A 24,389-nucleotide genomic window follows, 5' to 3' on the forward strand; every position below is an offset into this window, starting at 1 on the left:
CTCCACTCCACCGATTCGGACGACCGCTCACCAGGGCGCGGTCATCGGGGGATCGACGGTCCCTGGATACCCGGCCGCATCGAGAGCACTGTGGAGGAGCACGGCAGTCGAGGGGCACCTACGCGTCCACAACGACCTGCCGCACCGACGGATCAGGGAGGTCGAGGAATGGATCGAGCCGGACTGGCGGAATTTCTCCGTGTCCGCCGCGAGGCCCTCCAGCCGGCCGACGTCGGGTTGCCGCCGGGCAATCGTCGACGTGCGCCGGGTCTGCGTCGCGAAGAGGTCGCCCTGCTCGCCGGGATGTCGACCGACTACTACACGCGGCTCGAACAACAGCGCGGCCCGCACCCGTCCGACCAGATCGTCGCAGCGATCGCGCAGGCACTTCACCTCTCGCTCGACGAGCGCGATCACCTGTTCCGTCTGGCCGGCCTCGGCACCCCCGACCGGATCGCCCAGCCCGACCACGTCAGTCCCGGCATGATGCGAATCCTGGACCGGCTCGCCGACACTCCCGCGATGGTGGTGAACAGCGCAGGCGAGACGCTCATCCAGAACCCGCTCGCGGTCGCGCTGGTGGGACTCGAGACCGAGTTCACCGGCTACCGCCGCAGCATCGCCTATCGCTGGTATCTCGATCCGACCACGCGCGAACGGTTTCCCGCCGAGGACCACGACCTGCACACCCGCGCCCACACCGCTCGGCTCCGGGCCGCCGTCACCCGTGACGGGCCACGGTCACGCGCCGCAGAGATCAGCGATGCGCTGCTCCGGGAGAGCCCGGAGTTCGCCGAACTATGGCAGCGCCACGATGTGGCGACACGACTCACGGACCAGCGCAAGCGAATCCAGCATCCGCAGCTCGGACTGATCGAGGTGTTCTGCCAGATCCTCGCCGACCCCGACACCTCGCAGACACTGTTGGTGTACACCGCGACACCGGGTTCCGAGAGTCACGAGAAGCTGGCCATGCTGAGCGCGGTCGACGTCACCGCGGGCTGAACCCAGGAGGTGTCGAGCAGGCCGACACCGCTGATTCAGCCACGAGATCCGAACGGGTACACCACACGGGTCAGCTCCTCGGCAGTCGTCCAGAGTCGCTGTCCCAGTTGGGGGTCGAGCACCTTGTCGGACACATCGACCCGACGTGGCGAGCCGGTGAACTGCAGCGGACCCGACGGCCCGAAGTACTCGCCACCCAGCACGTCCGGGTCGGTGGCGGCCCGCAGCGTGGGCAACGCACCGTCGGCGACGTCCATGACGAACAGATCGAGCAGCCACCGCATGCGCGGGCTGGTGAAAGCCCACCGCAGGAACGGCGTCTGCTCCCGCATGACGCCGGTGCGGGTTGCGCCCGGATGCGCGGCCACCGACAGCGCCGACGCTCCGGCGGCCTCGAGTCGACGCTGCAGTTCGACGGCGAAGACCATCTGGGCGAACTTCGCGCGCGAATAGGCGCGCGCACCGCTGAACCGATGCTCGAAGGGCAGGTCGTCGAAGTCGATGACGCCGGCCCGACCGGCCGTACTCCCCACTGTGACAACGCGTCCCGCCACATCGAGCACCCGCGGCATCAGGAGGCCGATGAACGCGTGGTGACCGAGGAAGTTGGTCCCGAAGTCGAGCTCGAAACCGTCGGCGGTGAGCGTGTGTCGCGATGCCATCACCCCCGCGTTGGCCACCACGAGGTCGATGGTCCCGTCGCGCCCGTTCAGCTCGTCGGCCGCCGTCCGCACCGATTCGAGGCTGCTGAGGTCGAGCTCGACGATGTCGATCTGCGCCTCGGGTAGATCGGCGAGGATCTGTTCGCGGGCGGTCTTCGCTGCGTCGACGTTCCGACACGCCAACACGACGGACGCGCCCAGCCGAGCGAGCCCGTGTGCCGTCTCCAGGCCGAGGCCGGTGTTCGCGCCGGTCACGACGGCGGTGCGGCCGTGTTGCGCGGGTGCGTCGGTCAGAGTCCACCCCGGTGCCGCCATGATCGTCGTCCTCCCACGTCGCGACGGATCTTCTCGCCTCTTCTTCTATCAGACCCGGGCGCCGGCCCATGACGTCACCGAGGGATTTCCGGTAGAGGCGACAGTCCCCGCGAGCGCCCGTCAATGCGTGCACGCGACAGACCCATGCAGACGACAGACCGACGGCGTGTCGAGAGCCGGGCTCGTCGACACGCCGCCTGAGGAACTGCGCCGTCGCAGCGCAGAGTGGTCCGTTGGCCGTTCGCCGTCAGGCGACTGCCGCGCTGGAGAACTGCCCGGCCGGCTCGAACTTGGCCAGCACATCGTCGGCCGGCTCACCGGCGACCGCGCCGATGAAGCCGAGGACGTCGTCGCGGGTCTCCAGGGTCAGGAGTGGGTTCGGGTCGGACAGCAACCCGAACAGCGCCGACGCCACATCCGAGTTGACCGACGCCGCCGGGAACGAGAGCTCCAGATGATCGGCGTAGTCGGGATCACCGAGGTACAGACGGGTGACCTCGACGGCGGCCTTGCCGCGGCTCTCCCAGTACTTCTCGAACTGCGCGGACAGCCATTCCGCGGTGAACTCGCCCTCGTGATCCTTGGCTGCGGCCAGGAGGTCGGCGACCTGGATGAGCGAACCCTGCGCACCCTGTCCGGCCACCGGGTCGACCGCGATGGCGGTGTCACCGATCGCTGCGACGACGTGCCCGTTCTTGGTGGTCGAGACGGCCTTGCGCACCGTCGGGGTCACCGCACCCTTGAGCCACGAGTACGGGTCGGCGTCGATGACCTGCAGCTTCTCCACGACCGGGGCGTCGTTCGGGAAGTACTCACGGAAGATGTCGACGAGCACCTGCCGCGCCGACGCGTTGTCGGTGGCCCCGTCGATCTTCGCGGCCCACTCACCGTCGGGCTTGGCGAAGACGATGAACGACCAACTCAGTCCGATGTCCTTGTGGTGGAAGGGGCCGACGTAGATCTCGCCGTTCTCGGCGTCGAGATTGAACACGGCATGCTTGCCGCCTTCGCGGCTGCGGTAGTCGAAGACCTCGGGCCCGTCGCCGACGCCCTGCAGGGTTGCCTGCAACAGCTTGCGCTGCGGCTCGCGGTAGTGGGTGCGGGCATCGTCGATCGGGAAGACGTCGGCCAGGCCGCGCTTGCCGGTGGCGACGAGCGTCAGGTCATGCGACGCGGCGATCGCGTCGAGACGGTCGTCGTCGACCTCACCGACCTCGAGCTTGCCGCCGCGCTCGAGGAAGCGACCGAGGCGGTCGTCGCCGCGGAGTCGCAGATCGACGGCCTGTGCGACGTACCCGAAATCGGGGTTGAACTCGAGGACGTCGGCGCGCTCGTCGCCACTACCGGACTTGAGCCGGACGCTGATCCCGGTCGTGTTCCCGATCTCGTAGAGGTCCTCGATGATCTTCGCGTCCCAGTCGCGCGACGCACCGAACAGGACGCCGACGCCGGTCGGCGGGACCTTGTTGCGCAGTGCGTCACGGTCTTTGTCGCTGTAGATCGTGACGTCGTAACCGAGGTCGACGAACCCGAGCGCGGCGCTGGTCCCGGCCAGGCCGGCGCCGACGACGGCGACCGACTGCTTCTGCCCCTCTGACATTGATAACCCTCTCGCTTCACTGAAGTGATGTTCTGCGTGCTCACGTCCTGCGTCTTGTGGTGCCCGCGACGCTGTGGTGCTGGCGTTACCGTGCCCGGTCGAGCGCTGGGCCAGAAGGTTTATGTGCACGCCGACGTTTAGCGGGGCGGGTGCGAGGCACGAGTCGGTGACCGTGTCCGATTCGCAGGGCCGCGTACGATCAGTTCCTTGTGAGCGCCACCCTGACGACCCCGTCCGCGACGCCCAACGAGGACGCGGCGACCGGGAACACCTCGGGATATCGTCATGATCTCGACGGACTGCGCGGCATCGCCATCGCCCTGGTGGCCGTCTTCCACGTCTGGTTCGGTCGCGTCTCCGGCGGCGTCGACGTCTTCCTGACGCTGTCGGGGTACTTCTTCGTGGCGTCGCTGCTCAAGCACGTGCTCGCCACCGGCGCACCGACCGTGGGCTGGAACCGGGCCGTCAACCCGTGGCCGCGTCTGTGGCGACTCGTCCGCCGGCTGCTGCCCGCGCTCGTCCTGGTCCTGGTCTTCATCACCGCGATGATCGCGCTCGTCATGCCGAAGACCCGTTGGGGCCCACTGGGTTCCGAGGTTCAGGCTAGCGCTCTCTACTACCAGAACTGGCACCTCGCCCTCGACTCGCAGGACTACCAGGCAGCCGACTCGGCGAACAGTCCGATGCAACACCTGTGGTCGATGTCGATGCAGGGTCAGTTCTTCCTCGTCACGCTGCTGGCCGCGCTGACTCTCGGTGGGGTGCTCAAACTGGTGGGCCGACGGTTCGCGTTCTTCACCGACCCGCGCGTCGTCCGCGGGATCGTCGGTGGCGCACTGCTCGCGGTGGGGGTGGTCAGCTTCGCCTGGGCCACCTACCGCCACGGGGTCAATCAGCCGTTCAACTACTACGACACCATCGCGCGCCTGTGGGAGCCGCTGGTCGGTGGACTGTTGGCCGTGTGGCTGCCCAGAGTCGCCGTGGCCGTGTGGCTGCGTGTGGCGGTCGGTGTGACCGCGCTCGGACTCATCGTCACCTGCGGCTGGTGGATCGACGGCGTCACCTCGTACCCGGCGGCGTGGGCGCTGGTGCCGGTCGGCGCGACGCTCGCGCTGATCTGGATCGGTTCGCCGACGACCCGGCCGACCCCGACCTCCGATCCCGGTCCGGTCAGCACACTGCTGGCGCATCGGTGGCCGGTCTGGCTCGGATCGATCGCGTACGCGTTGTACCTGTGGCACTGGCCGCTGCTCATCTTCTATCTCACCTGGCGCTACCAGGACTCGGTGAGCTGGTGGGAGGGCACGCTCATCCTGGCGGTCTCGGTGGTGCTCGCGTGGGCGACGACCCGATGGATCGAGGCGCCGCTGCGATCGGGCCGCGGCGGCGGCTTCTCCCAGCTCTACCGGCGAGGACTCACCATCGTGCTGATCGTCGCAACGGTGATCGCCGGCGCGACCGTCGCGGTCTGGCAGTACAACGCGGCGACCGCGACGGTGAACACCGAGAACCTGGACCCCCGTCTGTATCCCGGCGCCCGCGCATTCCTCGACGGAGCACCGGTGCCGCACGTCGAGGCCGAGCCGCGACCCGAGGTCGCCGACAAGGACTGGCCGATCACGTCCTACGACTCGATCATCAGCGGCTGGAAGGACCCGTCGATCAAGGTCGGCGTGTACGGCGACCCTGCTGCCACCCGGACCGTCGCGTTGGTCGGCGGCTCACACGCCGAGCAATGGATCACCGCCCTCAACGCGATCGGCAAGCAACGCCATTTCAAGGTCACCACCTACCTCAAGGTGGGTTGTGCGCTGACCACCGAACACGTCTTCATCTGGTTCGGGCAGAAGTACTACCAGTGCAACGACTGGTCACGCCGGGTGATGGATCGCCTCGCGGTCGACAAACCGGATGTCGTGTTCACCAACAGCACCCGACCGGTCGAGGGCGCGGGCCGCGGCGACTACGTGCCCAAGGACTACACCGAGATCTTCGATCAGTTCCGGGAGCGCGGGCAGCGTGTCGTGGCCGTGCGCGACAATCCGTGGGCCGTCGGCGAGCTGAAGCCGCCGGAGTGCCTCGCCGAAGGCCGCAAGCCACAGGTCTGCGGAGTCGATCGGGCACGGGCGATGGCACCGACCGATCCGACCGACGCCATTGCATCCCGCTACCCCAACATGGCGTTCCTCGACTACACCGACGCGATGTGCACGCAGACCTATTGTCCGGCGGTCGTCGGCAACGTGCTGCTCTGGCACGACTACCACCATCTGACGGCTACCTTCGTCCGCACCTTGATCCCGGCCGTCGACAACGATCTGCAGGCCGCGCTGCGCTGGTGGTGACCGGCAGCACCGGCGCAGCACACCGGCATCGTGTGCTGCAGGGCAGCGCGATGTGAGGCCGTTCACCATCCGTCCACAGAAACCTGACAGTTTTCGTTGCTAACCTGTGACCTGTTCTGGCGCCACGCAGAGCCCGTGCACCTCTCGCACCGATGGCCTGCGTCGCCCCGATCCATCGCAGCAGTCACGCGGTGGATGACCAGCGAATCGAGCGAGTGAGAGCGGGATGACGACCACTGTTGTGCGCGAGGTGGGCGCCGACGTCGCCACCCGCGCCCCCGCGGCCGCCAAACGCGTCTACCTGCACCATCTCGATCTGATCCGCGCCACGACGTTCTCGTTGGTGATCTTCGTCCACTGTCTGACCCAGACGACCGACGAATTCGACAGCGTCCCGGTGAACACCGCGACCCTTCTCCTGCACTTCACCCGCAACACGTTCTTCGCGCTCACCGGGTTCGTGCTGATGTACCAGAACTTCGACAAGCAGGACTTCCGTGCGGTCGCCTTCTGGCGTCGGCGGATCAAGCTGGTGATCTTCCCCTATCTGATCTGGTCGGCCATCTACTGGGTCGTCGAGGACATGTGGGCGCATGGCCGCCTGACCGACGTGCCGACCAGCCTCGGCGAGTTCGCGCACCTGGTCAGCTGGGGGCTCTCCGGCTTCCAGATGTACTTCCTGTTCGTGATGCTGCAGGTCTACCTGCTGTTCCCGTTGGTCCTCTGGCTGGTCCGCACGACTCTCGGCCATCACGGGCTCCTGCTGGGCGGCAGCCTGCTGCTGCAGGTCGGGATCACCCTGGCGATCACCCACTGGCAGCCGCCGGCCCCGATCTCCGACTACTGGTGGCACAACTACGCGACGTTCGTCCCGTATCAGTTCGTCATCCTCTACGGTGCGGTCGCGGCCGTGCATCGGCGCGCCCTCGCGAACTTCCTCCGCGGCAAGGCATGGTGGCTCGTCGGCGCACTCGTCGTCACCGGCGGCCTCGCGGTCGGCACCTACCTGCTCCGCGTGTGGGTCGGCGGCCAACGCCCCATCGACGCGAGCACTGCGTTCCAGACCACGCTCCTACCGTTCATCGCAGTCGCCATCGCCTCGCTGTACGCCGCCGCCTCGTACTGGGCCGAGCGGTGGCGCGACTTCACTCCGAGATTCGCCCGTGCGGTGTCGTACGCATCGAACCGGTCCTTCGGCGTCTTCCTGATCCACGTCCTGGTGCTGTTCTTCCTGCTGCGCCCGCAGGCCGAGGGTGGCCCGTGGTTGCTGGAGACCCTCGGGCAGCCGTGGGGAACCATGGTCACCTACGTGCTGGTCCTCGCCGGCTCGCTCGCGGTGCTCGAGATCTTGCGGCGCCTACCCGGCTCGCTCTACCTGACCGGACGCCCGCGTCTGCCGCTGCCCAGGGTGTCGGTTCCCGGCCTGGCGATGGTCCGGCGGCGTCGCACCACCGCCGCGGCCGACGCCGACGATGCGCGCGTGACCGTCGACGCCTGAGCGGCTGGTCTCCGACGCCGGACTCAGATACCGGTCAGCGCGGTGAGCAGCGCCCGTGGCCGGGCGAGCAGCGCCTCGCGTACGTGGTTGCGCAGGTAGGTCAGTGTCGGACACTCGCATTCCGCCGACACCCCGACCGCGTCGACGCCCACGTCCCGACACAGCGCGATGGCGCGGGCGAGGTGGAAGTCCTGCGTGACGATGACGACGCGTCGGGCACCGAACTCGTCACGGGCACGCCGACAACTGAGCGCGGTGTCGAAGCCCTCGTCGTCGTCGACGATCGCACGAGCGGGGACACCGTCCGCCTCGAGGACGGACCGCATCACGGACGGCTCCCCCAGATCCCCCGCACTTCCGTTGCCGGAGTTGATGATGCGCGTGATCCGCCCGGTGCGGTACAACTGCTCGACCGTGTCGAGGCGACCGCGCACGTAGTCGCCCGGCCGACCGTCGGTGACCAGGGCACCGAGGACCAGCGCGGTGTCGGGGAAGTCGGCCGGGCTGGTCGCGGTGACGTCGGCGACCTCGAACTCGCGTCCCACGGACTCCACGTAGACCCAGGTCGCCGCGACGGTCACGATCAACTCGACGACGACGATCACACCCAGGAGCAACCGTCCGGGCAGCCCGATGCCGCGGTGTCGAGACGTCCGGCGACGGCGGGGATTCATGACCGGAAATCTATCGTCCGCCATCGACATCCGCGCCGGGGGACATGATCGACCCCCAGGCGAGGAAAACCGAGACAGTCGTACACATGGGCCCCACAATGGCCTCAGGTGACACCCGCACCGCACTCCTATCGTGAGGCAGGCCCATGCCGTACATGCCGATCAACGCATCGATGTTCCTGATCGCCGAGACCCGGGAACAGCCGATGCACGTCGGCGGCCTGCAGTTGTTCATCCCGCGCGCGGGACAGTCGGCGAGCGATCTCGCGGAGGAGATCCACGAGACCTTCAGCGCGACCACCGAGGTGCACCGTCTCTTCCGGCAGCGCCCGGCCCAACCCGTCACGATCGTCGGGAACGTGGCGTGGTCCTACGACGACGAGATCGACTTCGAGTACCACGTCCGGCGCAGCGTGCTCCCCCGACCGGGACGCATCCGCGAGCTGCTGCGCTATGTGTCGATGAATCACGGTGCGCTGCTGGACCGTAACCGGCCGATGTGGGAGGCGCACATCATCGAGGGCCTCGACGACGGCCGGGTCGCGCTCTACACCAAGATCCATCACTCGCTCGTCGACGGGGTGACGGCGCTACGCCTGCTCGAGCGCACGTTGTCGACCGATCCCGACGACCGCACCGGCAGCGCCCCCTGGGATCCGGCCCTGACGGCCCGACGGTCGGCGTCGAAGGAGGTGGAGAAGAGCGGCGGCCGCCTGCCCGCACTGTCGGCGGTGACCGACACGGCCGGGCAAGTCCTCGGGCTCGGCAAGGTGACCGCCAAGGTCGCCTGGGATGCGGTCACCGACCCTGACTTCCGAGCCCCTTTCGGCAGCGCACCGCGCACCATCCTGGATGTGCCCATCGGGAGCGCGCGACGGTTCGCCGCCCAGCAGTGGCCGCTGGAGCGCCTCCGATCGATCGGTTCGGAAATGGGCCTCACCGTCAACGACGTGATCGTCGCGATGTGCGGCAGCGCCCTCCGCGCCTATCTCATCGACCGCGACGAGCTCCCGGACGAACCGCTGATCGCGATGGTGCCGGTCTCGCTGCACACCGCGGACGACAGCGACGGCAACTCGGTCACCGCGATCCTGGCCAACCTCGCCACCGACGAGCCCGACCCGGAACGACGTCTGGCGACCATCGTCGCGTCGATGCGCGCGAGCAAGCGCGTGATCCGCAGCATGCGGCCGCTGCAGGCGATGGCTTTCGGCGCCGCGGCGATCGCACCGCTGGCGCTGGCGAGTGTGCCCGGCTTCGTCCGGTTCGCCCCGCCGCAGTTCAACGTCATCATCAGCAATGTGCCCGGGCCCAAGGAGCACCTGTACTGGAACGGTGCGCAGCTCGATGGCGTGTACCCGGTCTCGATCCCGACAGAGGGACTGGCGCTGAACATCACCGTGACCACCACGGCCGATCACGTGAACTTCGGACTCATCGGCGCCCGTGCCGAGCTGCCCAGTCTGCAGCGGCTCCTCACCCACCTCGACTCCGCTCTGGACGAGCTCGAGAAAGTCGCGCGCATCACTTCCGACGGCAACTGACTGGATAGTAAGTTACTCGTGAGTATCATCGGTGAGGAACCGACTGGTCCGACCGATCGTTAGTTAGGTCATCCTTGGCAGCGTCACGGCGACCAGAGGCTTTACCTTTATGTGAAGTACGCGTCGACCCGTGACCGCCTCAGCCCTGCGCGGATGGCCGACGACGACCGATAGAAAGGCCGGTACGCGCACGTGACGACCACGACGATTGCCATCGGGACGATCACGACGATCGTCAGCCTGTTCTGCTGGGCGATCTTCTTCCGCGCGGTCTTCGAGATGATCCGCACGATCGCTCTCGGACAGCGCATCGACAGCAGCCGGTACTTTCCGATCATCCCGCGCCTCAAGCAGCTGACGCTCGAGTTCGCCGCGCACACCCGGATGGCCAAGTTCCGGACCGTCGGCTGGGCCCACTGGCTGGTCATGGTGGGCTTCCTGCTCGGCTTCATCTTCGTCTTCGAGGCCTACGGGCAGGCTTTCGATCCGCACTTCCACTGGCCATGGCTGGGCACCTGGTACCCCTATGTGCTCGCCGAGGAGGTCCTGGGCTGGGGCACCGTCATCGGCGGCGTGGCACTGGTGATCGTCCGGCAGCTGAACCACCCGCGCGTCCCGGAACGTCTGTCGCGCTTCGGCGGATCCAACTTCCGCGCCGCCTACTTCGTCGAGACCGTCGTGATCATCGAGGGCATCGGCATGCTCGGCGTGAAGCTGTTCAAGATCGCCTCCGGGATCGAGCACGCTCCGATCTGGGCGTCGCCGACGCTGCACTTCCTCGCCATGCCGTTCGAGGGCATCCCGGAGTGGAGCGTCTCGGCGATGGCCGTGATCAAGCTGCTGTCGGCGATGATCTGGCTCGCCGTGGTCGGTCGCAACATCAACTGGGGCGTTGCCTGGCACCGCTTCTCAGCCTTCTTCAACATCTATCTCAAGCGCGAGCAGGACGGCGGGGTCGCCCTCGGTGCGGCCAAGCCGATGATGAGCCAGGGCAAGGTCATCGACATGGAGGACGCCGACCCCGATGTCGACGCCTTCGGCGCTGGCAAGATCGAGGACTTCAGCTGGAAGGGCTGGCTGGACTTCACCACCTGTACCGAGTGTGGTCGCTGCCAGAGCCAGTGTCCGGCATGGAACACCGGAAAGCCGTTGTCGCCCAAGCTGCTCATCACCTCACTGCGTGACCACGGCTACGCCAAGGCCCCGTATCTGCTGGCCGGTGGCAGCACCGACATGGGCGGCGACGAGGTCGGTCTGGTCGATGCCGACGGCAACGTCGACGAGGCGAAGCTCGAGGCGATCCCGGAGAGCGCCCGCGCCGAGGCGCAGCGCCGACTGGTCGGCGAGGCCGACGGCACCCCGTCCGGTGCCGTCATCGACACCGAGACGCTGTGGAGCTGCACCACCTGTGGCGCCTGCGTCGAGCAGTGCCCGGTCGACATCGAACACGTCGACCACATCATCGACATGCGGCGCTACCAGGTGCTGATCGAGTCGGACTTCCCGACCGAGCTCGCCAACATGTTCAAGAACCTCGAGAACAAGGGCAATCCCTGGGGTCAGAACTCCTCGGCGCGGACCAACTGGATCGACGAGATGGACATCGAGATCCCGATCTACGGACGGGATGTCGAGACCTTCGCCGGCTTCGAGTACCTCTTCTGGGTGGGCTGCGCCGGCGCCTACGAGGACCGCGCCAAGAAGACGACCAAGGCCGTCGCCGAGCTGCTCGACATCGCCGCGGTGGACTTCCTCGTCCTCGGCGAGGGCGAGACCTGCACCGGTGACTCCGCTCGCCGCGCGGGCAACGAATTCCTCTTCCAGATGCTGGCGCAGCAGAACATCGAGACCATCGGTGAGGTCTTCGAGACCGCTCCGCAGCAGAAGAAGAAGATCATCGTGACCTGCGCGCACTGCTTCAACGCGCTGGGCAACGAGTACCCGCAGGTCGACGGAGATCGCGGCAAGTTCGAGGTGGTCCACCACACGCAGCTGCTCAACCGCCTCGTGCGGGAGAAGCGCCTGGTGCCGGTCGCACCGCTCGGCGAGGGTGTCACCTACCACGACCCCTGCTACCTCGGCCGCCACAACAAGGTCTACGACGCACCACGTGAGCTGATGGCGGCATCGGGCTCGGATCTGACCGAGATGCCCCGCCACGGCGAGCGTTCCATGTGCTGTGGTGCCGGTGGCGCCCGGATGTGGATGGAAGAGCAGATCGGCAAGCGGATCAACATCGACCGCGTCGACGAAGCCCTGGACACGCTTGCCGGCGCCGGGAGCGCAGCGAGCGGGCCGAATCGGAATTCCGCGACCACGAAAACCGATGCGACGCAGAAGGTCGCAACAGGTTGCCCGTTCTGCCGGGTGATGTTGACCGACGGTGTGACCGCCCGGACCAGCGGAACCGAGCAAGAGGGCAAGATCGAGGTCGTCGACGTCGCACAGCTGCTGCTGGAGTCGGTGAAGCGTGGCGCAACCGAGGTGACCCGCGGTGGCCGCTTCCTGGGACCGGCGTCCATCCCCGACTCGGAGAAGCCCGGCGCTGCGCCGGAACCCGAGCCGGAGCCGGAGCCCGCGGCGGCTGCGGCCGATGCCGGTGGCGCCACGGCAACGGCCACCACGGCGAAGCCGAAGGTCGGCCTGGGCATGAAGGGCGGCAAGAAGCCGGGCGCGGCCAAGGCCGACTCCGGCGCGGCGGCCCCGGCCAAGCCCGCGGAGTCCTCGGAATCGACGGGCGACAAGAAGCCCGCTGCCAAGGGATTCGGCATGGGTGGCGCCAAGCGCCCGGGCGCGAAGAAGCCCGGCGCAGCAGCCGCAGCCGATGGCGGGTCGGCAGCACCGGCCCCCGCGGAGTCCGAGTCGTCGGACGCCGTGCAGTCGGAAGCCGCAGAGTCGGGGGCAACCGAGTCGGCGACCGAGAAGAAGCCGGCCGCCAAGGGATTCGGCATGGGCGCTGCGAAGCGTCCGGGTGCCAAGAAGCCCGGTGCCGCAGCTCCCGCTGCCGGGGTGACCGCGGCGGCCGAGAACAAGGTCGCCGAGACCGAGTCGGCTCCTGAGGCGGCACCGACCGCCGACACCGAGGGCGCGGCCGTCGCGACCGAGGAGAAGGCAGGCAAGGCCAAGGGATTCGGCATGTCGGCGGGCAAGAAGCGCCCCGGCGGCATCGGCAAAGCAGCAGCCAAGCCGGCCGCTGCCGCACCGACCACCGACACCCCCGCCCCGGAAGCAGCCGACGAGGCTGCGCCCGCAAGCGAGGGGCCGGCAAACGAGGGCGAGTCCGAGGTCGAGGCACCCGCGGATGGCGGCGCAGCCGTCGCGACCGAGGAGAAGGCAGGCAAGGCCAAGGGATTCGGCATGTCCGCGGGCAAGAAGCGCCCCGGCGGCATCGGCAAGTCGGCACCCAAGCCGGCTGCTGCAGCACCGGCCGCAGCACCCGAGCCCGAAGCCACGTCCCAGTCGACGTCCGAGTCCGAGCCCGAAGCCGAGTCGGCCGGCGCACCCGAGGCAGCTGCCCCGGCGGCAGAGCCGGTGGCCGCCGAGCCCGCTGGTTCGGAGCCCGCAGATGCCGGCACCGCCTCGCTCGCCGAGGACAAGCCCGGCAAGGCCAAGGGATTCGGGATGTCCGCGGGCAAGAAGCGTCCCGGCGGCATCGGCAAAGCAGCACCCAAGCCGGCCGCCGCTACACCGGCCGCAGCACCCGAGCCCGAACCCGAAGAGGCTGTCGCACCTGAGGCGGCGACCCCCGAAGCAGAGGCCCCCGAGGCAGAGGCCGCGCCGGAGTCGGCGACATCGGCCGGCGAGTCCGCCCCGGCGGATTCCGCAGCAGCCGAACCACCCGCCGACGAGCCCGGGGCGATTGCCCGGTCCGCAGATGACAGCGCCGAGACCGACGAGGCCGAACCCGCTGCCGCAGAGGCGAACGCCGACGAGGTCCAGGACACGGCTGCCGACGACGAGGCCGATCCGGCCCCGTCCGACAGCACGCCGTCGAGCAACGGCTCGTCCAGCGCTCGCACACTGGGTGAGGACAAGCCCGGCAAGGCCAAGGGATTCGGCATCGCCGCAGGCAAGAAGCGGCCCGGCCACAGCTGAGCCACCGGCGTCACGAGCTCACAGCTCGATCGACCACCGCGGGCCCCGACGATCTTCTTCGTCGGGGCCCGCGGTGCGTCGACACCCGGGACGCCCGAACTGACGGTTCGAAACGGCCCTGGATCGTCGGTCGGTGTCGCCTGCGCCACACCACAGCGGCACGGGGCCATCCGACCAGGACAAACGCGATGGTTCCGGGAAAATCGTTACGCCCCGGCTGTCACAATGGAATCCGTGAGCAGACCGTACGTATCGCACCTCAATCAGAACCTCAAGCCACTCGAGCAGTCCCAGAAGCTGCAGAACGTGTGCTACGAGATCCGTGGTCCGGTACACGCGCACGCAGCGCGGCTCGAGGCCGACGGGCACCGCATCCTCAAACTGAACATCGGCAACCCCGCCCTGTTCGGCTTCGAGGCTCCGGACGTGATCATGCGCGACATGATCCATGCCCTGCCCTACTCGCAGGGCTACTCGGAGTCGGCCGGCGTCCTCTCGGCCCGTCGTGCGGTGGTCACGCGATACGAGCTCATCCCCGACTTCCCGTATTTCGACGTCGACGACGTGCTGCTGGGAAACGGTGTGTCGGAGCTGATCACGATGACCATGCAGGCCCTGCTCAACGACGGTGACGAGGTGCTGATCCCGGCACCCGACTACCCGCTGTGGACTGCGATGACCACACTGTCCGGTGGCGAACCCGTGCACTACCGGTGCGACGAGACCAACGGCTGGAACCCCGACATCGAGGACATCGCCGCCAAGATCACCCCGCGCACCAAGGCCATCGTGGTGATCAACCCGAACAACCCGACCGGTGCCGTCTACTCCCGCGACGTGCTCGAGAAGCTCGTCGACCTCGCCCGGCAGCACTCGCTGCTGATCCTCGCCGACGAGATCTACGACAAGATCCTCTACGACGATGCCGAGCACACCAGCATCGCGTCGCTGGCTCCCGACCTGTTGTGCCTCACGTTCAACGGCCTCTCCAAGGCCTACCGGGTGTGTGGTTACCGCGCGGGCTGGGTGGTGCTCACCGGCCCCAAGGACCATGCCAGGGGTTTCATCGAGGGACTGAACGTGCTCGCGTCGACTCGTCTGTGCTCCAACGTGCCCGGTCAGCACGCGATCCAGGTCGCACTCGGTGGCTACCAGAGCATCGATGCCCTGACCGCGCCCGGCGGACGGCTCCTCGAGCAACGCAACGTCACCTGGGAGAAGCTCAACGAGATCCCCGGCGTCTCGTGCGTCAAGCCGATGGGTGCCCTGTACGCCTTCCCGCGTCTTGACCCGGAGGTCCACGAGATCCACAACGACGAGCAGTTCGTCCAGGATCTGCTGCTGCAGGAGAAGATCCTGGTGGTCCAGGGGTCGGGGTTCAATCTCGAGGACACCAACCACTTCCGAATCGTCACCCTGCCGTGGTCCCGGGACCTCGAGGAGGCCCTGGAACGCATCGGCAACTTCCTCGCGTCTTATCGACAGTGACGCAGCCGCCGCACACCCGATCCCGCCGATTCACAACCGAGAACTCATCTCCGACAGTGGGGCATTGACCGTCGAGAGTCGATGACGGCCGAAACCCCATGGGACGCCATCCGCTCCCGTACCCAGCACGTATGTCCTCACCAGCACAGGTGCACCGGAGTTAGAAGTATCACAGGCCACGTGGCATCGAGACGATGCGGGACGACGCGGAGGGTAGCTAAGCTAATGGCGGGGTTTGACAACGGAAATGTTGGAGGCATTCCGCTGTCGTTCGGGTAGCTCGGAAACTGTAGTGCTTTTTCCCGGGGGGGAACTTTTTCGTGCGCAACATCAAGTCGCGCCGATCGCCGACAGACGCGATCGGCCGTATGAGCACCGTCGCGACAGCCGACGGCGCCATCGATCGGGCCGTCGTGTCCGGTTCCGGCGCGGGGTCACCGCGTCCGACGACCGCCAGTTGGCAGGGAGCCATCCGTCGGCGCATCCGCATCACCGATGCGGCGGCGATCGGTGTCGGCATGGCTGCCGCCTACCTGGTCCGATACGGCCCCGGCGTCGGCGACCTCGAACAGATCGGTGTCTCGGCGGTCCTCGGTGTCTGCTGGATGATCGCGCTCGAGGTCACCCGCTCCCGCGAGGCCCTCGTCATCGGCTCCGGCGTCGAGGAGTTCCGACGCGTCCGCGATGCGTCCCTGGTGCCGTTCGTGATGTTCGCCGTGGCCGAACTGTGGCTCAAACTGGAGATGGCCCGCGGTTACGTCGGCCTCAGTCTGCTGTTCGGGTTCGTACTGGTCAACGCCGGCCGTTACGCATGGCGTCGGCGTCTGTGGCGCTGGCGTGCATCCGGCGACTGCCTGCAGCGGATGATCGTGCTGGGTGCCGACGCCGCGACGATCAACCTGGCCGACAGTCTCAGCCACGACCGTAGCGAGGCCATCCGCGTCGTCGGTGCGTGCATCCCCGGGTACCGCGGCGACCCCGACGCCCACCTCCAGCTCTCCGACCGTCAGATCCCCATCCTCGGCGACGAGCACGCCCTCCTCCAGGCCGTCACCGCCACCGGCGCCGACGCCGTCGCAGTCACCGCCACCGAGGCGTTGGGCAACCAGCACCTGCGCGAACTCGGTTGGCGCCTCAACGATCTCGGCGTCAGTCTGCTGGTCGCACCGGGCATCCTCGACGTCGCCGAGCACCGGGTGCGGTTCGCCTCGGCCGGCTCGACGGCGCTGATCCACATACAGCGGCCCCAGTACCGCGGGGCATCGCAGATCAGCAAGGTCACCTTCGACCGGATCGGCGCGGGCGCGCTGATACTGGCGCTGCTCCCGTTGCTGCTGCTGATCTCCGCAGCGGTGAAGCTGAGCAGCCGCGGGCCGATCTTCTACGTCGCGCCGCGCGTGGGTTCGCAGGGCGTGACCTTCCCGATGATCAAGTTCCGGTCCATGCGGGCGGGTGCCGACCAGCTCAAGGACGATCTCGCCGGGCAGAACGAGAACGACGGTCCGCTGTTCAAGATGCGCGCCGACCCCCGCGTCACCCCGGTCGGCCGACTGCTGCGCCGCTACTCCCTCGACGAGATCCCTCAGCTGTTCAACGTGCTGGCCGGTCACATGAGCCTGGTGGGTCCGCGCCCGCACCTCGAACGCGAGGTTCGCGCGTACACCACCGAGGTTCAGCGCCGGATGCTCCTCAAGCCGGGTATGACCGGTCTCTGGCAGGTCAGCGGCCGATCGGATCTCACGTGGGATGAGTCGGTCCGACTCGATCTCAGCTACGTGGAGAACTGGTCGTTCCTCCTGGACATGTACATCTTGTTCAAGACGGTCAAGGCGGTCATGGCCGGCGACGGGGCGTATTGAGTACTCGGTGAACGCCTCGGCGCAGGACCGGACGACAGGCTCCGGCAGCACGATCACCGCCATCGCACGGGCTTTCGCCCAGCAGATGGCGGGTCGTGTCGGCGGCACCATCGCCTCCCTCGCCACCGTTGCACTCACCACCCGCACCCTCGGACCGGAGAACTACGGCCAACTGACCGCTGCGGTCATGTTCGTGACGCTCTGGATGAGTCTGACCGAGTTCGGCGTCGGTGAGATCATCGTCCGTCGGGTCACCGACTCCCAGCGCAGCGTCCGACCGACCGTCCACCGCCTGGTCCAGGTGAATCTCGGTATCTCACTGACCATGTCGCTGCCGCTGATGGCGGTCGCAATGGTGTCCGGCATCCTCGTCTACCACAACCAACCGCAGGTCGTCGGGATGCTGGTGATCATCTCGGTCTCGTTGGCGCTGACCACCCTGCACACCGCCTTCGACCCGGTGTTCACCGTGATGATGCGGTTCGGGGCGGTCGCCCTCGCCGACTTCCTCGGCCGGGTCCTGACCCTCGGACTGACCATCGGGCTCGTGGTCGCCGATGCCCCGGTCTACACCTACGCCTTCGCGCAGATCATCCCGCCGCTCGGGCAGCTGATCATCAAGGCGATCGCCGCGCGCCGCCTCGGTCCGCTGACACCGCTCTTCCGGGGGCGTGAGTCACTCGGCCTGCTCCGGGAGAGTCTGCCGATCGCCTTGGTGCTGGTCATCGCGGTCCTCTACTGGCGCATCGACGGTGTGCTGCTCAGCGTGCTGTCGAACCCGGTCGAGGTGGGACACTTCGGACTCGCCTACTCGATCGCGTTCATGGCGACGATGGTCAGCGAACTGTTCCTGGCATCCACGTTGTCAACGACCACCCGGCTCTTCCAGTCCGATCGGGCGGCGTTCGGGGTGTTCGTGCGGGGCGTCTTCGAGGCGATGTACTTCGTCGCGGTGCCGGTCGCGGTGGTCGGTGCCGTACTCGCCGGTCCGTTGATCACGCTGCTCAGTTCGGACTCATTCTCCGACGGCGCGCCCGTTCTCGCGCTCTTGTTCCTCGCCGCGGCGATCACGTTCCTCAACGGGTCCGCCAGTCAGGCCCTCTTCGCCGCCCACGACCAGCACTTCCTGCTCCGGCTCAACGCGGTGACGTTGACCATCAACATCGTGCTGAACGTGATCCTGATCCCGCTGCTGGGTGCGGTCGGGGCCGGGATCGCCCTGGTCGCAACAGAAGTCATCGGATTCGTGGTGGCTCGCGTCCGTCTCGCCCGGCGCTCACCGGTGCGTGAGCCGTGGAGCTTCATCGTCCGACTGGCCATCCCGGCCGCAGGCGCGGGCATCGTCGCGTGGTCGCTACACGGGGTGAACCCGGTCCTCGCCCTGCTCGCGGCTGCGATCGTCTACCTCGGCGTCAACCTCCTGATCGGGCCGGTGACACCCGGATACATCCGTTCCTTCCGGGCGGCGCGCTCCGTCGGCGCCGACGATGACGGGCCTGTGCTTGCGCTGCCACCCGGCGCAGGCCACGTCGAGTCGCAGGCACCGGCGGACGGCGCCGGCCCCGGTTCACCTCCTCGCATCGTGCCGCGGAACGGCCAGGGCTACACGCACTACGACCGGAACCAGGTGGCACACAACATCTCCATCATGGAGACCGCACCGCTGGACCTGTCCGCGCTTCGTCGGTCCTTCGGCTGGGACGACCGCACCCGTGATCTCTACATGCGCGATCCGTGGGCGGCGGTGCCTCCTCAGACCCCCATGTCCGGTTCCCGGCTTCCCGGTTCCCAGCGCCCGTCATCACTGCCACCCAGCCCGCCGCACCCGACCCCGACCGATCTGCGTTCCCGGCGCGTTCCCCCGTCCGACCACGCGACCGACCAGAACCCGTCCGACCATCAGCGAGCAGACTCATGACCGCCCCGATCCCGACACCCGAGGTCCTTGTCGTCGCGTATCGCAACGCCGAGCAGCTCGCCGACTGCCTCGCCTCCGTCGACAAACACCTGCCCGATGCGCGAATCCGGGTGTGGGACAACTCCGAGCCCGACCGCGACGACATCCGGCAATTGGCCACCACCCTCCCCGGCATCGACTGGCATCTCGGCTCGGGCAACCTCGGCTTCGCCGCGGCGGTCAACCGCCTCGCCCGGCTGGTCACCGCAGAATCGTTCCTGCTGCTCAACCCCGACGCGGTCCTCGTCTCCGACCTGGCCGGCTCCCGGTTGGCGCTCTCCCACGACGATGTGGCCGCCGTGGCACCGATGACCCGCGATCTCGCGGCCGATGCCGACGACCCGAACGGGTTGCGCCCCTGGGATGTCGCCCATCGGGCGCCGTCGGTGACCCGAGCGTTGGTCGACCACCTCTGGTACTCGCCCCGCCTACGCGGCACGCCGCTGTCGTCGCTCCATCGCGATGCCCCCGAAGATGTCTCGGGGTACCTCACCGGCGCATGCCTGCTGATCGACCGCGCAGTCTGGGACCAGGTAGGCGAATTCGACGAGGACTTCTTCCTCTACGGCGAGGAGACCGACTGGCAGCGTCGCGCCCGCGAGTCCGGTCGTCGGCTCGTCCTCGCCGACGAGCTCGGTGTCGAGCACACCGGGCACGGCACCGTCGCCGACGATCCACGCGCCGGGCTACGGTCCCGCGACCTGCTCCGGGCCGGGGTCGCCCTGATCCTGGAGAAGCAGGCCTCGGCACGGCACGGCGACGCCTACCTCGCGGCAACCGCGGTCCTGGACCGAGTCCAGCGGTCGAGTCGGCGGTCCCGCGCGCGACTGCGCGAGGCCACGGCGTCGGCGAAACCGGCGGTGATCATCACGGTGAACAGGCTCGTCTACGGCGGAGCCGAACGTCACCACGTGGTCCTCGCAACCGAACTGGTCCGGCGCGGCTATCCGGTCACCATCGCGTGTATGCAGCGGTTCGGCCCGTTGATCGGCGAGATCCCGCACGAGGTGCGGGTCGTCCGGCAGCCGTGGTGGGCACCGATGGTGGATCTGCCCGACGGGCGCGCGGTGGTCATCAGCGGCGACACCAACACCGAGACGGGCTTCGCCACCACCTGGCGGGCCACCGGCTCCGATCGTCGCTGGCTGGTCGGGGCGCATGTGCCGCCCGACCCCGGGGCGGCCACCTACTCGCGCCCGCTCGCGGCCGCGATGACACGAGCCGACGGAGTGGTCACGTTGTCGCCGAGTCACCGGGACGAGATGACCCGTCACCAACGCGTCGGCCGACGACACTTCGTGGCGCCCAACGGGGTGATCCGTTCCGCCGACCTCGCCGACTCCCCCGACCGTCGGCACGCCGGTACCGCCGACGAGGGACCGATCCGTCTCGTGATGCTCAGCCGCATCGTCGAGCACAAGAACCCGCACGTGCTCACCGCGGCGCTGGCCGATCTGCAGCGCACCCATCCCGAATTGGACTGGACGCTCGACATCTTCGGCGACGGTCCCGATCGTGCCCGGCTGGAGGCGGCGACCCCGCCCGAGGTGGCCGGCCGGGTACGGTGGCGTGGTTGGTCACCGGGACCCGACCATGCGATGGCAGAGGCCGACGTGGTGTGTGTGCCGAGCCGGTCCGAGGCGTTCCCGATGGTCATCGTGGAGGCCATGGGCCGCGGGCTCCCGGTCGTCGCGACGGCGGTCTGCTCGGTCCCCGACATGCTCGACGAAGGACGGGCCGGCTTCCTGGTCGGCGAGCCGACCGTCGAGGCGTGGCGGTCCCGGCTGGCCGAGGTACTGACCGATCGTCGACGCCTGGTCGAGGTCGGTGCGCGGGGGCGCGATCGCATGGCCGCGGAGTACACCGTGGATGCGATGGCCGACGCATACGAGACAGCGATCGCGGAGGTGTTCGGGTGAAGATCCTGTGGTTGTCGCCGTGGCTGCGACCGCTCGCACGGGCCTACGCGGGTGAGCTGCGCGCCGCCGGCGACGAGGTGCTGCTGGTCACCTCCGATCAGCACCCTCAGCCGGCTGTCCCCCTCCCCTGGGAACTCGTGCTCGACCCGCGCCCGAAGTCACCGGCCAGCTGGCCCTCGACTGCGGCCGCGGCACTGGCCGTCCGGCGTTTCGATCCCGACGTCGTCGTCACCGAGTTGGTCCGCGACCCGCGCTGGCTCGGCTTCGCACGATCGGTGCCACGGGTGTCGCTGATCCACGACGACCAACCACACGGCCCCGAGGAGCGACGCCCCCGCTGGGAGGAGCGACTGTTCGACCGGTGGAACGCCGGAGCGGTGACCACGGTCTGCTTCAGCGAATACGTGGCCCGACGCGTCGAGGGCACGCCGGGTGTCGCCGGTCGGCTCGCGACCGTACCGCTGACCAGTGATCTCCCGGAGGAGATCGTCCCCCGGCCGGTCGAGGCGGGCGAACGACGTGACTTCGTCCTCATCGGCCGGCTCAACGAGTACAAGAACCTGCCCCGCGTTCTCGAGGCGTGGGATGCCCACCAGTCGGGTCCGCACCACCACGGCGATCGCCTCCGGTTGTTCGGTGCTGCCGCAACCGAACCCGTGCTGCCGCGGAACGCCTGGTGGAACGGCGGCAGCTACGACTACCTCGACCTGCTCGCACCGCTGAGCCGCGCCAAGGGATCGGTGGTCCACTACCAGCTCGCCACCCAGAGCGGCGTCCAGGTGCTGTCGATGCAGCTGGGTGTGTCGCCGATCGTGTCCACCCGCGGCGGCCTCCCCGAGTTCCAACCCGCCCGGCCGCGGCCGATCGATCCCGACGACGTCGGCGGGCTCGTGGCCGCGTTCGATCAACTCGCCGACCCCGAGTGGGCCTGGTCGCTGGGAATGCATGCGCACGCGCACTACGCCGAGAACTTCCATGCGTCGGTGGCCGCCGCCCGGCTCCGCGCCGTCCTGCAGGACACCGTCGACCACGCGGCGGCCGCACGCGTACGCCCCCCGGCAGTCGTCGACGATCACGACGTACACGGAAATCCCCTCACCGTCGCGGATCCCGACGCCGAACGGCATCCGTGACCTCGTACGACCGTCCCGGCGCAGCATCGACCGGTGTAGCGTCCACGGAGCCGGCGTCGACCCAGCAGGTGCCCACCGGGCGTCCCATCCGTCCACTGCGCGTGCTCGCGGTGGGCCCGGGACCGGCGTCACCGATCAGCCGTGGCGGGATGGCCACCGTGATGTCGGCGATGATCGACGGCCACGACCCATCAGTCGCCGAATTCGTGGTGGTACCCACGTATCTCGATCACGGGCGTCTGCGCAAGACGTTAGTCGGCGTGGTCGGGATGATCCGGGCGACGGCCATCGTGCTGGGCGGCCGCGTCGACATCCTGCACATCCACCTGTCCCACGGCGGCAGCGTGATCCGCAAGGGCGCACCGCTGTTCGCGGCCCGGATCACCGGTACGCCCAGCGTCGTCCACGCCCACAGCTACAACTTCGCCGCCTGGTATCGCAGGTTGCCCCGGCCGGCGGCACGTCTGGTCCGAACGATCCTGCGCGCCGACCGCTGGTTGATCCTCGGCACCGACCTCGCCGCCGAGTACACCGAGGTGCTCGATCTCGATCCGTCCCGCGTCCGCGTACTGCTCAATCCCGCCCCCGAATCGCGCATGGCGGGTGTGCAGTTCGACGACAGGCTGCCTGAGAGCCGACTCGTGGCGGTCGCCCTGGGCCGACTCGGAGAGCGCAAGGGCACACCGCAGATCATCGAGGGCGTCGGGCGCCTGGACGCCGACACCCGGTCATCGCTCGCGGTGGTCCTCGCCGGCGACGGGGACGTCGAGAAGTCGCGAGCCGCGGCACGGGCAACGGCAGCCGACGTGATCGAGGTGCGCGACTGGATCTCGCCCGCGGAGCGCGACGAACTGTTGGACCGCGCATCGATCTTCCTGCTGCCCAGCCACGACGAAGGGCTGCCGATGGCCCTGCTGGAGGCGATGTCGGCGGGACTGGTCCCCATCGTCTCGCTGGTCGGCGCGATCGGGGACGTGATCGTCGACGGGCAGAACGGGATCGTCGTACCGCCCGGTGACTCCGCGGCCATCGCCGACGCCCTCCACCGCGTGGTGGACGACGTCGCCCTGCGAACTCGTTTGCAGGACGCGGCCCGCGCCACCGCCGCAGAACTGGGCGTCGGCCCGTGGCGGGCCGAACTCATCCGGGAGTGGCAGATCCTCGTCACCGCGGGCGCCCCGCGCCATCTGATCAGAGCGCGGGTGCGCCGCACCACCTGATCAGCGGTTGGATGTCGCCTGCGGACGCCGGCCGCGGACCGTCTCGATCTGCACGCGGGCCGCACGCCGGGCGAGATCCGCGTCGAGGTCCTCCGACCCGACGTGGAAGGCGAGCCCGCGTGCGGCGAGTTCGGCCGCGATCAGCTCCTGATGGTCGTCGACATGCTCGTCCAGATCCTGTCGGCGGGCCACCAGGATCGGGCTCGTGCCCGCGTCCAGTGCGGCGAGCGCGGTGCCCACACCCGCATGCGCGATGACCACGTCGTGGTCGGCGCACGCCGCGGCGAACTCGTCCGGCCCCACGAGACGGTGCACCCGCCCGCGGAGGTCCGGATAGTCGTTGGGGCCCGTCTGCCAGGTGATCTCCCAGTCGTCGGGGATCGCCGCCCGCACCGCCGAGACCAACCGGTCGAACCGATGATGCATCGTGCCCAACGCGACGAAGGCCGAGCGTGGTTCTCCGACAGTGGATGTCGAGGACGACCTGACGTAGGGGTCGAACACGGATGCGGGCGCGAGTTGCCAGCGTCGATCGACCCAACTCGGGTACTGCGTGAAGAGTCGGGTGCCCGGCACCCATCGCAGTAGCCGCCCGCTCATCGACGGCCCCTGCGACCGAGCCGCGCTCTCGATGTACGTGCACGGGATGCCTGCGGCCCGGGCGACCGGGAAGAACGAGAGCGCGATGGCCGAACCCGTCGAGATCACCTCTGCGACGCGATGCCGGGCGAGGATCGACCGCGCGGGAGCGAGGTTGCCGAGGACGCCACCCAGATCACGTGGGGTGACCTCTGCGACGTACTCGACGTCCCGGCCTGCCAACTCCACCCGGCTCTGCGGGGAATCGAAGGTCACCCAGAGCGGCTCCCCGATCAGCGGCAGGTGGTCGGCGAGTCGGATGAGTTCGCTGAGATGGCCGCCCGTCGAGGCGACCAACAGAGTGCGACGCGGCGACGCCGCGCATTCTTCCCCCACGCTGATTCCCCCCAGCGTTCCCGGTCCCGTGTGTAGACCGTTCGTACGGTTTCGCGGGCCCCCCGGCCCGGACGCCGACCGGCTCCGCATACCCCCGTAC

Annotated in this window: 15 protein-coding genes; 11 read left to right on the top strand and 4 right to left on the bottom strand. The window is 68.4% G+C overall.

Going from position 1 to position 24,389, the window contains the following annotated elements; translation table 11 throughout:
* The first annotated feature begins 168 nt into the window (after window positions 1-168).
* Window positions 169-1,005: a helix-turn-helix transcriptional regulator gene (locus GS4_RS06350; protein ID WP_007618702.1), complete on the top strand. Its 837-nt coding sequence runs from the start codon at window positions 169-171 to the stop codon at window positions 1,003-1,005.
* 35 nt (window positions 1,006-1,040) lie between these two features.
* On the opposite strand, the gene GS4_RS06355 is transcribed toward GS4_RS06350, so the two are convergent.
* Both GS4_RS06355 and GS4_RS06360 read right to left on the bottom strand, forming a co-directional pair.
* On the bottom strand, window positions 1,041-1,982 hold the full coding sequence (locus tag GS4_RS06355) for an oxidoreductase (RefSeq protein WP_007618704.1): 942 nt from the start codon (window positions 1,980-1,982) through the stop codon (window positions 1,041-1,043).
* A gap of 247 nt (window positions 1,983-2,229) precedes the next feature.
* Window positions 2,230-3,582: a styrene monooxygenase/indole monooxygenase family protein gene (locus GS4_RS06360; protein ID WP_007618706.1), complete on the bottom strand. Its 1,353-nt coding sequence runs from the start codon at window positions 3,580-3,582 to the stop codon at window positions 2,230-2,232.
* 209 nt (window positions 3,583-3,791) lie between these two features.
* Here GS4_RS06360 and GS4_RS06365 point away from each other — a divergent pair, with 209 nt between their 5' ends.
* A complete protein-coding gene (locus GS4_RS06365; protein WP_007618708.1) occupies window positions 3,792-5,927 on the top strand; it encodes an acyltransferase family protein in 2,136 nt (711 codons plus the stop codon).
* 226 nt (window positions 5,928-6,153) lie between these two features.
* Complete coding sequence (locus GS4_RS06370) at window positions 6,154-7,425, top strand: acyltransferase (protein ID WP_007618710.1); 1,272 nt, start codon at window positions 6,154-6,156, stop codon at window positions 7,423-7,425.
* A gap of 23 nt (window positions 7,426-7,448) precedes the next feature.
* On the opposite strand, the gene GS4_RS06375 is transcribed toward GS4_RS06370, so the two are convergent.
* Window positions 7,449-8,099, bottom strand: coding sequence for a SanA/YdcF family protein (locus GS4_RS06375; RefSeq protein WP_007618712.1), 651 nt, complete (start codon window positions 8,097-8,099; stop codon window positions 7,449-7,451).
* A gap of 146 nt (window positions 8,100-8,245) precedes the next feature.
* Here GS4_RS06375 and GS4_RS06380 point away from each other — a divergent pair, with 146 nt between their 5' ends.
* From GS4_RS06380 to GS4_RS06415, 8 genes are all read left to right on the top strand, one after another.
* Window positions 8,246-9,643, top strand: a complete 1,398-nt coding sequence (locus GS4_RS06380; protein WP_040509735.1) for a WS/DGAT/MGAT family O-acyltransferase — start codon at window positions 8,246-8,248, stop codon at window positions 9,641-9,643.
* A 192-nt stretch (window positions 9,644-9,835) separates the two neighbouring features.
* Window positions 9,836-13,738, top strand: a complete 3,903-nt coding sequence (locus GS4_RS06385; RefSeq protein WP_007618716.1) for a (Fe-S)-binding protein — start codon at window positions 9,836-9,838, stop codon at window positions 13,736-13,738.
* Window positions 13,739-13,972: 234 nt separating this feature from the next.
* Complete coding sequence (locus tag GS4_RS06390; protein ID WP_040509795.1) at window positions 13,973-15,226, top strand: pyridoxal phosphate-dependent aminotransferase; 1,254 nt, start codon at window positions 13,973-13,975, stop codon at window positions 15,224-15,226.
* Window positions 15,227-15,594: 368 nt separating this feature from the next.
* Entirely contained in the window at window positions 15,595-17,085 is a 1,491-nt protein-coding gene (locus tag GS4_RS06395; protein WP_157226532.1) for a sugar transferase, read from the top strand.
* Window positions 17,086-17,092: 7 nt separating this feature from the next.
* Window positions 17,093-19,003, top strand: a complete 1,911-nt coding sequence (locus GS4_RS06400) for a flippase (protein WP_007618721.1) — start codon at window positions 17,093-17,095, stop codon at window positions 19,001-19,003.
* Window positions 19,000-20,961 (top strand): glycosyltransferase, encoded by a 1,962-nt coding sequence (locus tag GS4_RS06405; RefSeq protein ID WP_007618723.1) that lies wholly within the window; start codon window positions 19,000-19,002, stop codon window positions 20,959-20,961. Before GS4_RS06400 ends, GS4_RS06405 begins: the two co-directional genes overlap by 4 nt.
* Entirely contained in the window at window positions 20,958-22,094 is a 1,137-nt protein-coding gene (locus tag GS4_RS06410) for a glycosyltransferase (RefSeq protein ID WP_007618725.1), read from the top strand. Before GS4_RS06405 ends, GS4_RS06410 begins: the two co-directional genes overlap by 4 nt.
* Window positions 22,091-23,314 (top strand): glycosyltransferase family 4 protein, encoded by a 1,224-nt coding sequence (locus GS4_RS06415; protein WP_007618727.1) that lies wholly within the window; start codon window positions 22,091-22,093, stop codon window positions 23,312-23,314. The genes GS4_RS06410 and GS4_RS06415 overlap by 4 nt, the downstream gene beginning before the upstream one ends.
* On the opposite strand, the gene GS4_RS06420 is transcribed toward GS4_RS06415, so the two are convergent.
* Window positions 23,315-24,289, bottom strand: coding sequence for a glycosyltransferase (locus GS4_RS06420; protein ID WP_007618732.1), 975 nt, complete (start codon window positions 24,287-24,289; stop codon window positions 23,315-23,317).
* Window positions 24,290-24,389: the final 100 nt, after the last annotated feature.

Origin of the sequence: Gordonia soli NBRC 108243 (genome assembly GCF_000334455.1) — a bacterium.
Lineage (GTDB): Bacteria > Actinomycetota > Actinomycetes > Mycobacteriales > Mycobacteriaceae > Gordonia > Gordonia soli.

What these genes read in the sequence shown, in the direction of transcription:
- GS4_RS06370 (WP_007618710.1), top strand. Translation starts at nt 6,154, where the DNA reads ATGACGACCACTGTTGTGCGCGAGGTGGGCGCCGACGTCGCCACCCGC.
- GS4_RS06405 (WP_007618723.1), top strand. Translation starts at nt 19,000, where the DNA reads ATGACCGCCCCGATCCCGACACCCGAGGTCCTTGTCGTCGCGTATCGC.
- GS4_RS06380 (WP_040509735.1), top strand. Translation starts at nt 8,246, where the DNA reads ATGCCGTACATGCCGATCAACGCATCGATGTTCCTGATCGCCGAGACC.
- GS4_RS06350 (WP_007618702.1), top strand. Translation starts at nt 169, where the DNA reads ATGGATCGAGCCGGACTGGCGGAATTTCTCCGTGTCCGCCGCGAGGCC.
- GS4_RS06395 (WP_157226532.1), top strand. Translation starts at nt 15,595, where the DNA reads ATGAGCACCGTCGCGACAGCCGACGGCGCCATCGATCGGGCCGTCGTG.
- GS4_RS06375 (WP_007618712.1), bottom strand. Translation starts at nt 8,099, where the DNA reads ATGAATCCCCGCCGTCGCCGGACGTCTCGACACCGCGGCATCGGGCTG.
- GS4_RS06355 (WP_007618704.1), bottom strand. Translation starts at nt 1,982, where the DNA reads ATGGCGGCACCGGGGTGGACTCTGACCGACGCACCCGCGCAACACGGC.
- GS4_RS06360 (WP_007618706.1), bottom strand. Translation starts at nt 3,582, where the DNA reads ATGTCAGAGGGGCAGAAGCAGTCGGTCGCCGTCGTCGGCGCCGGCCTG.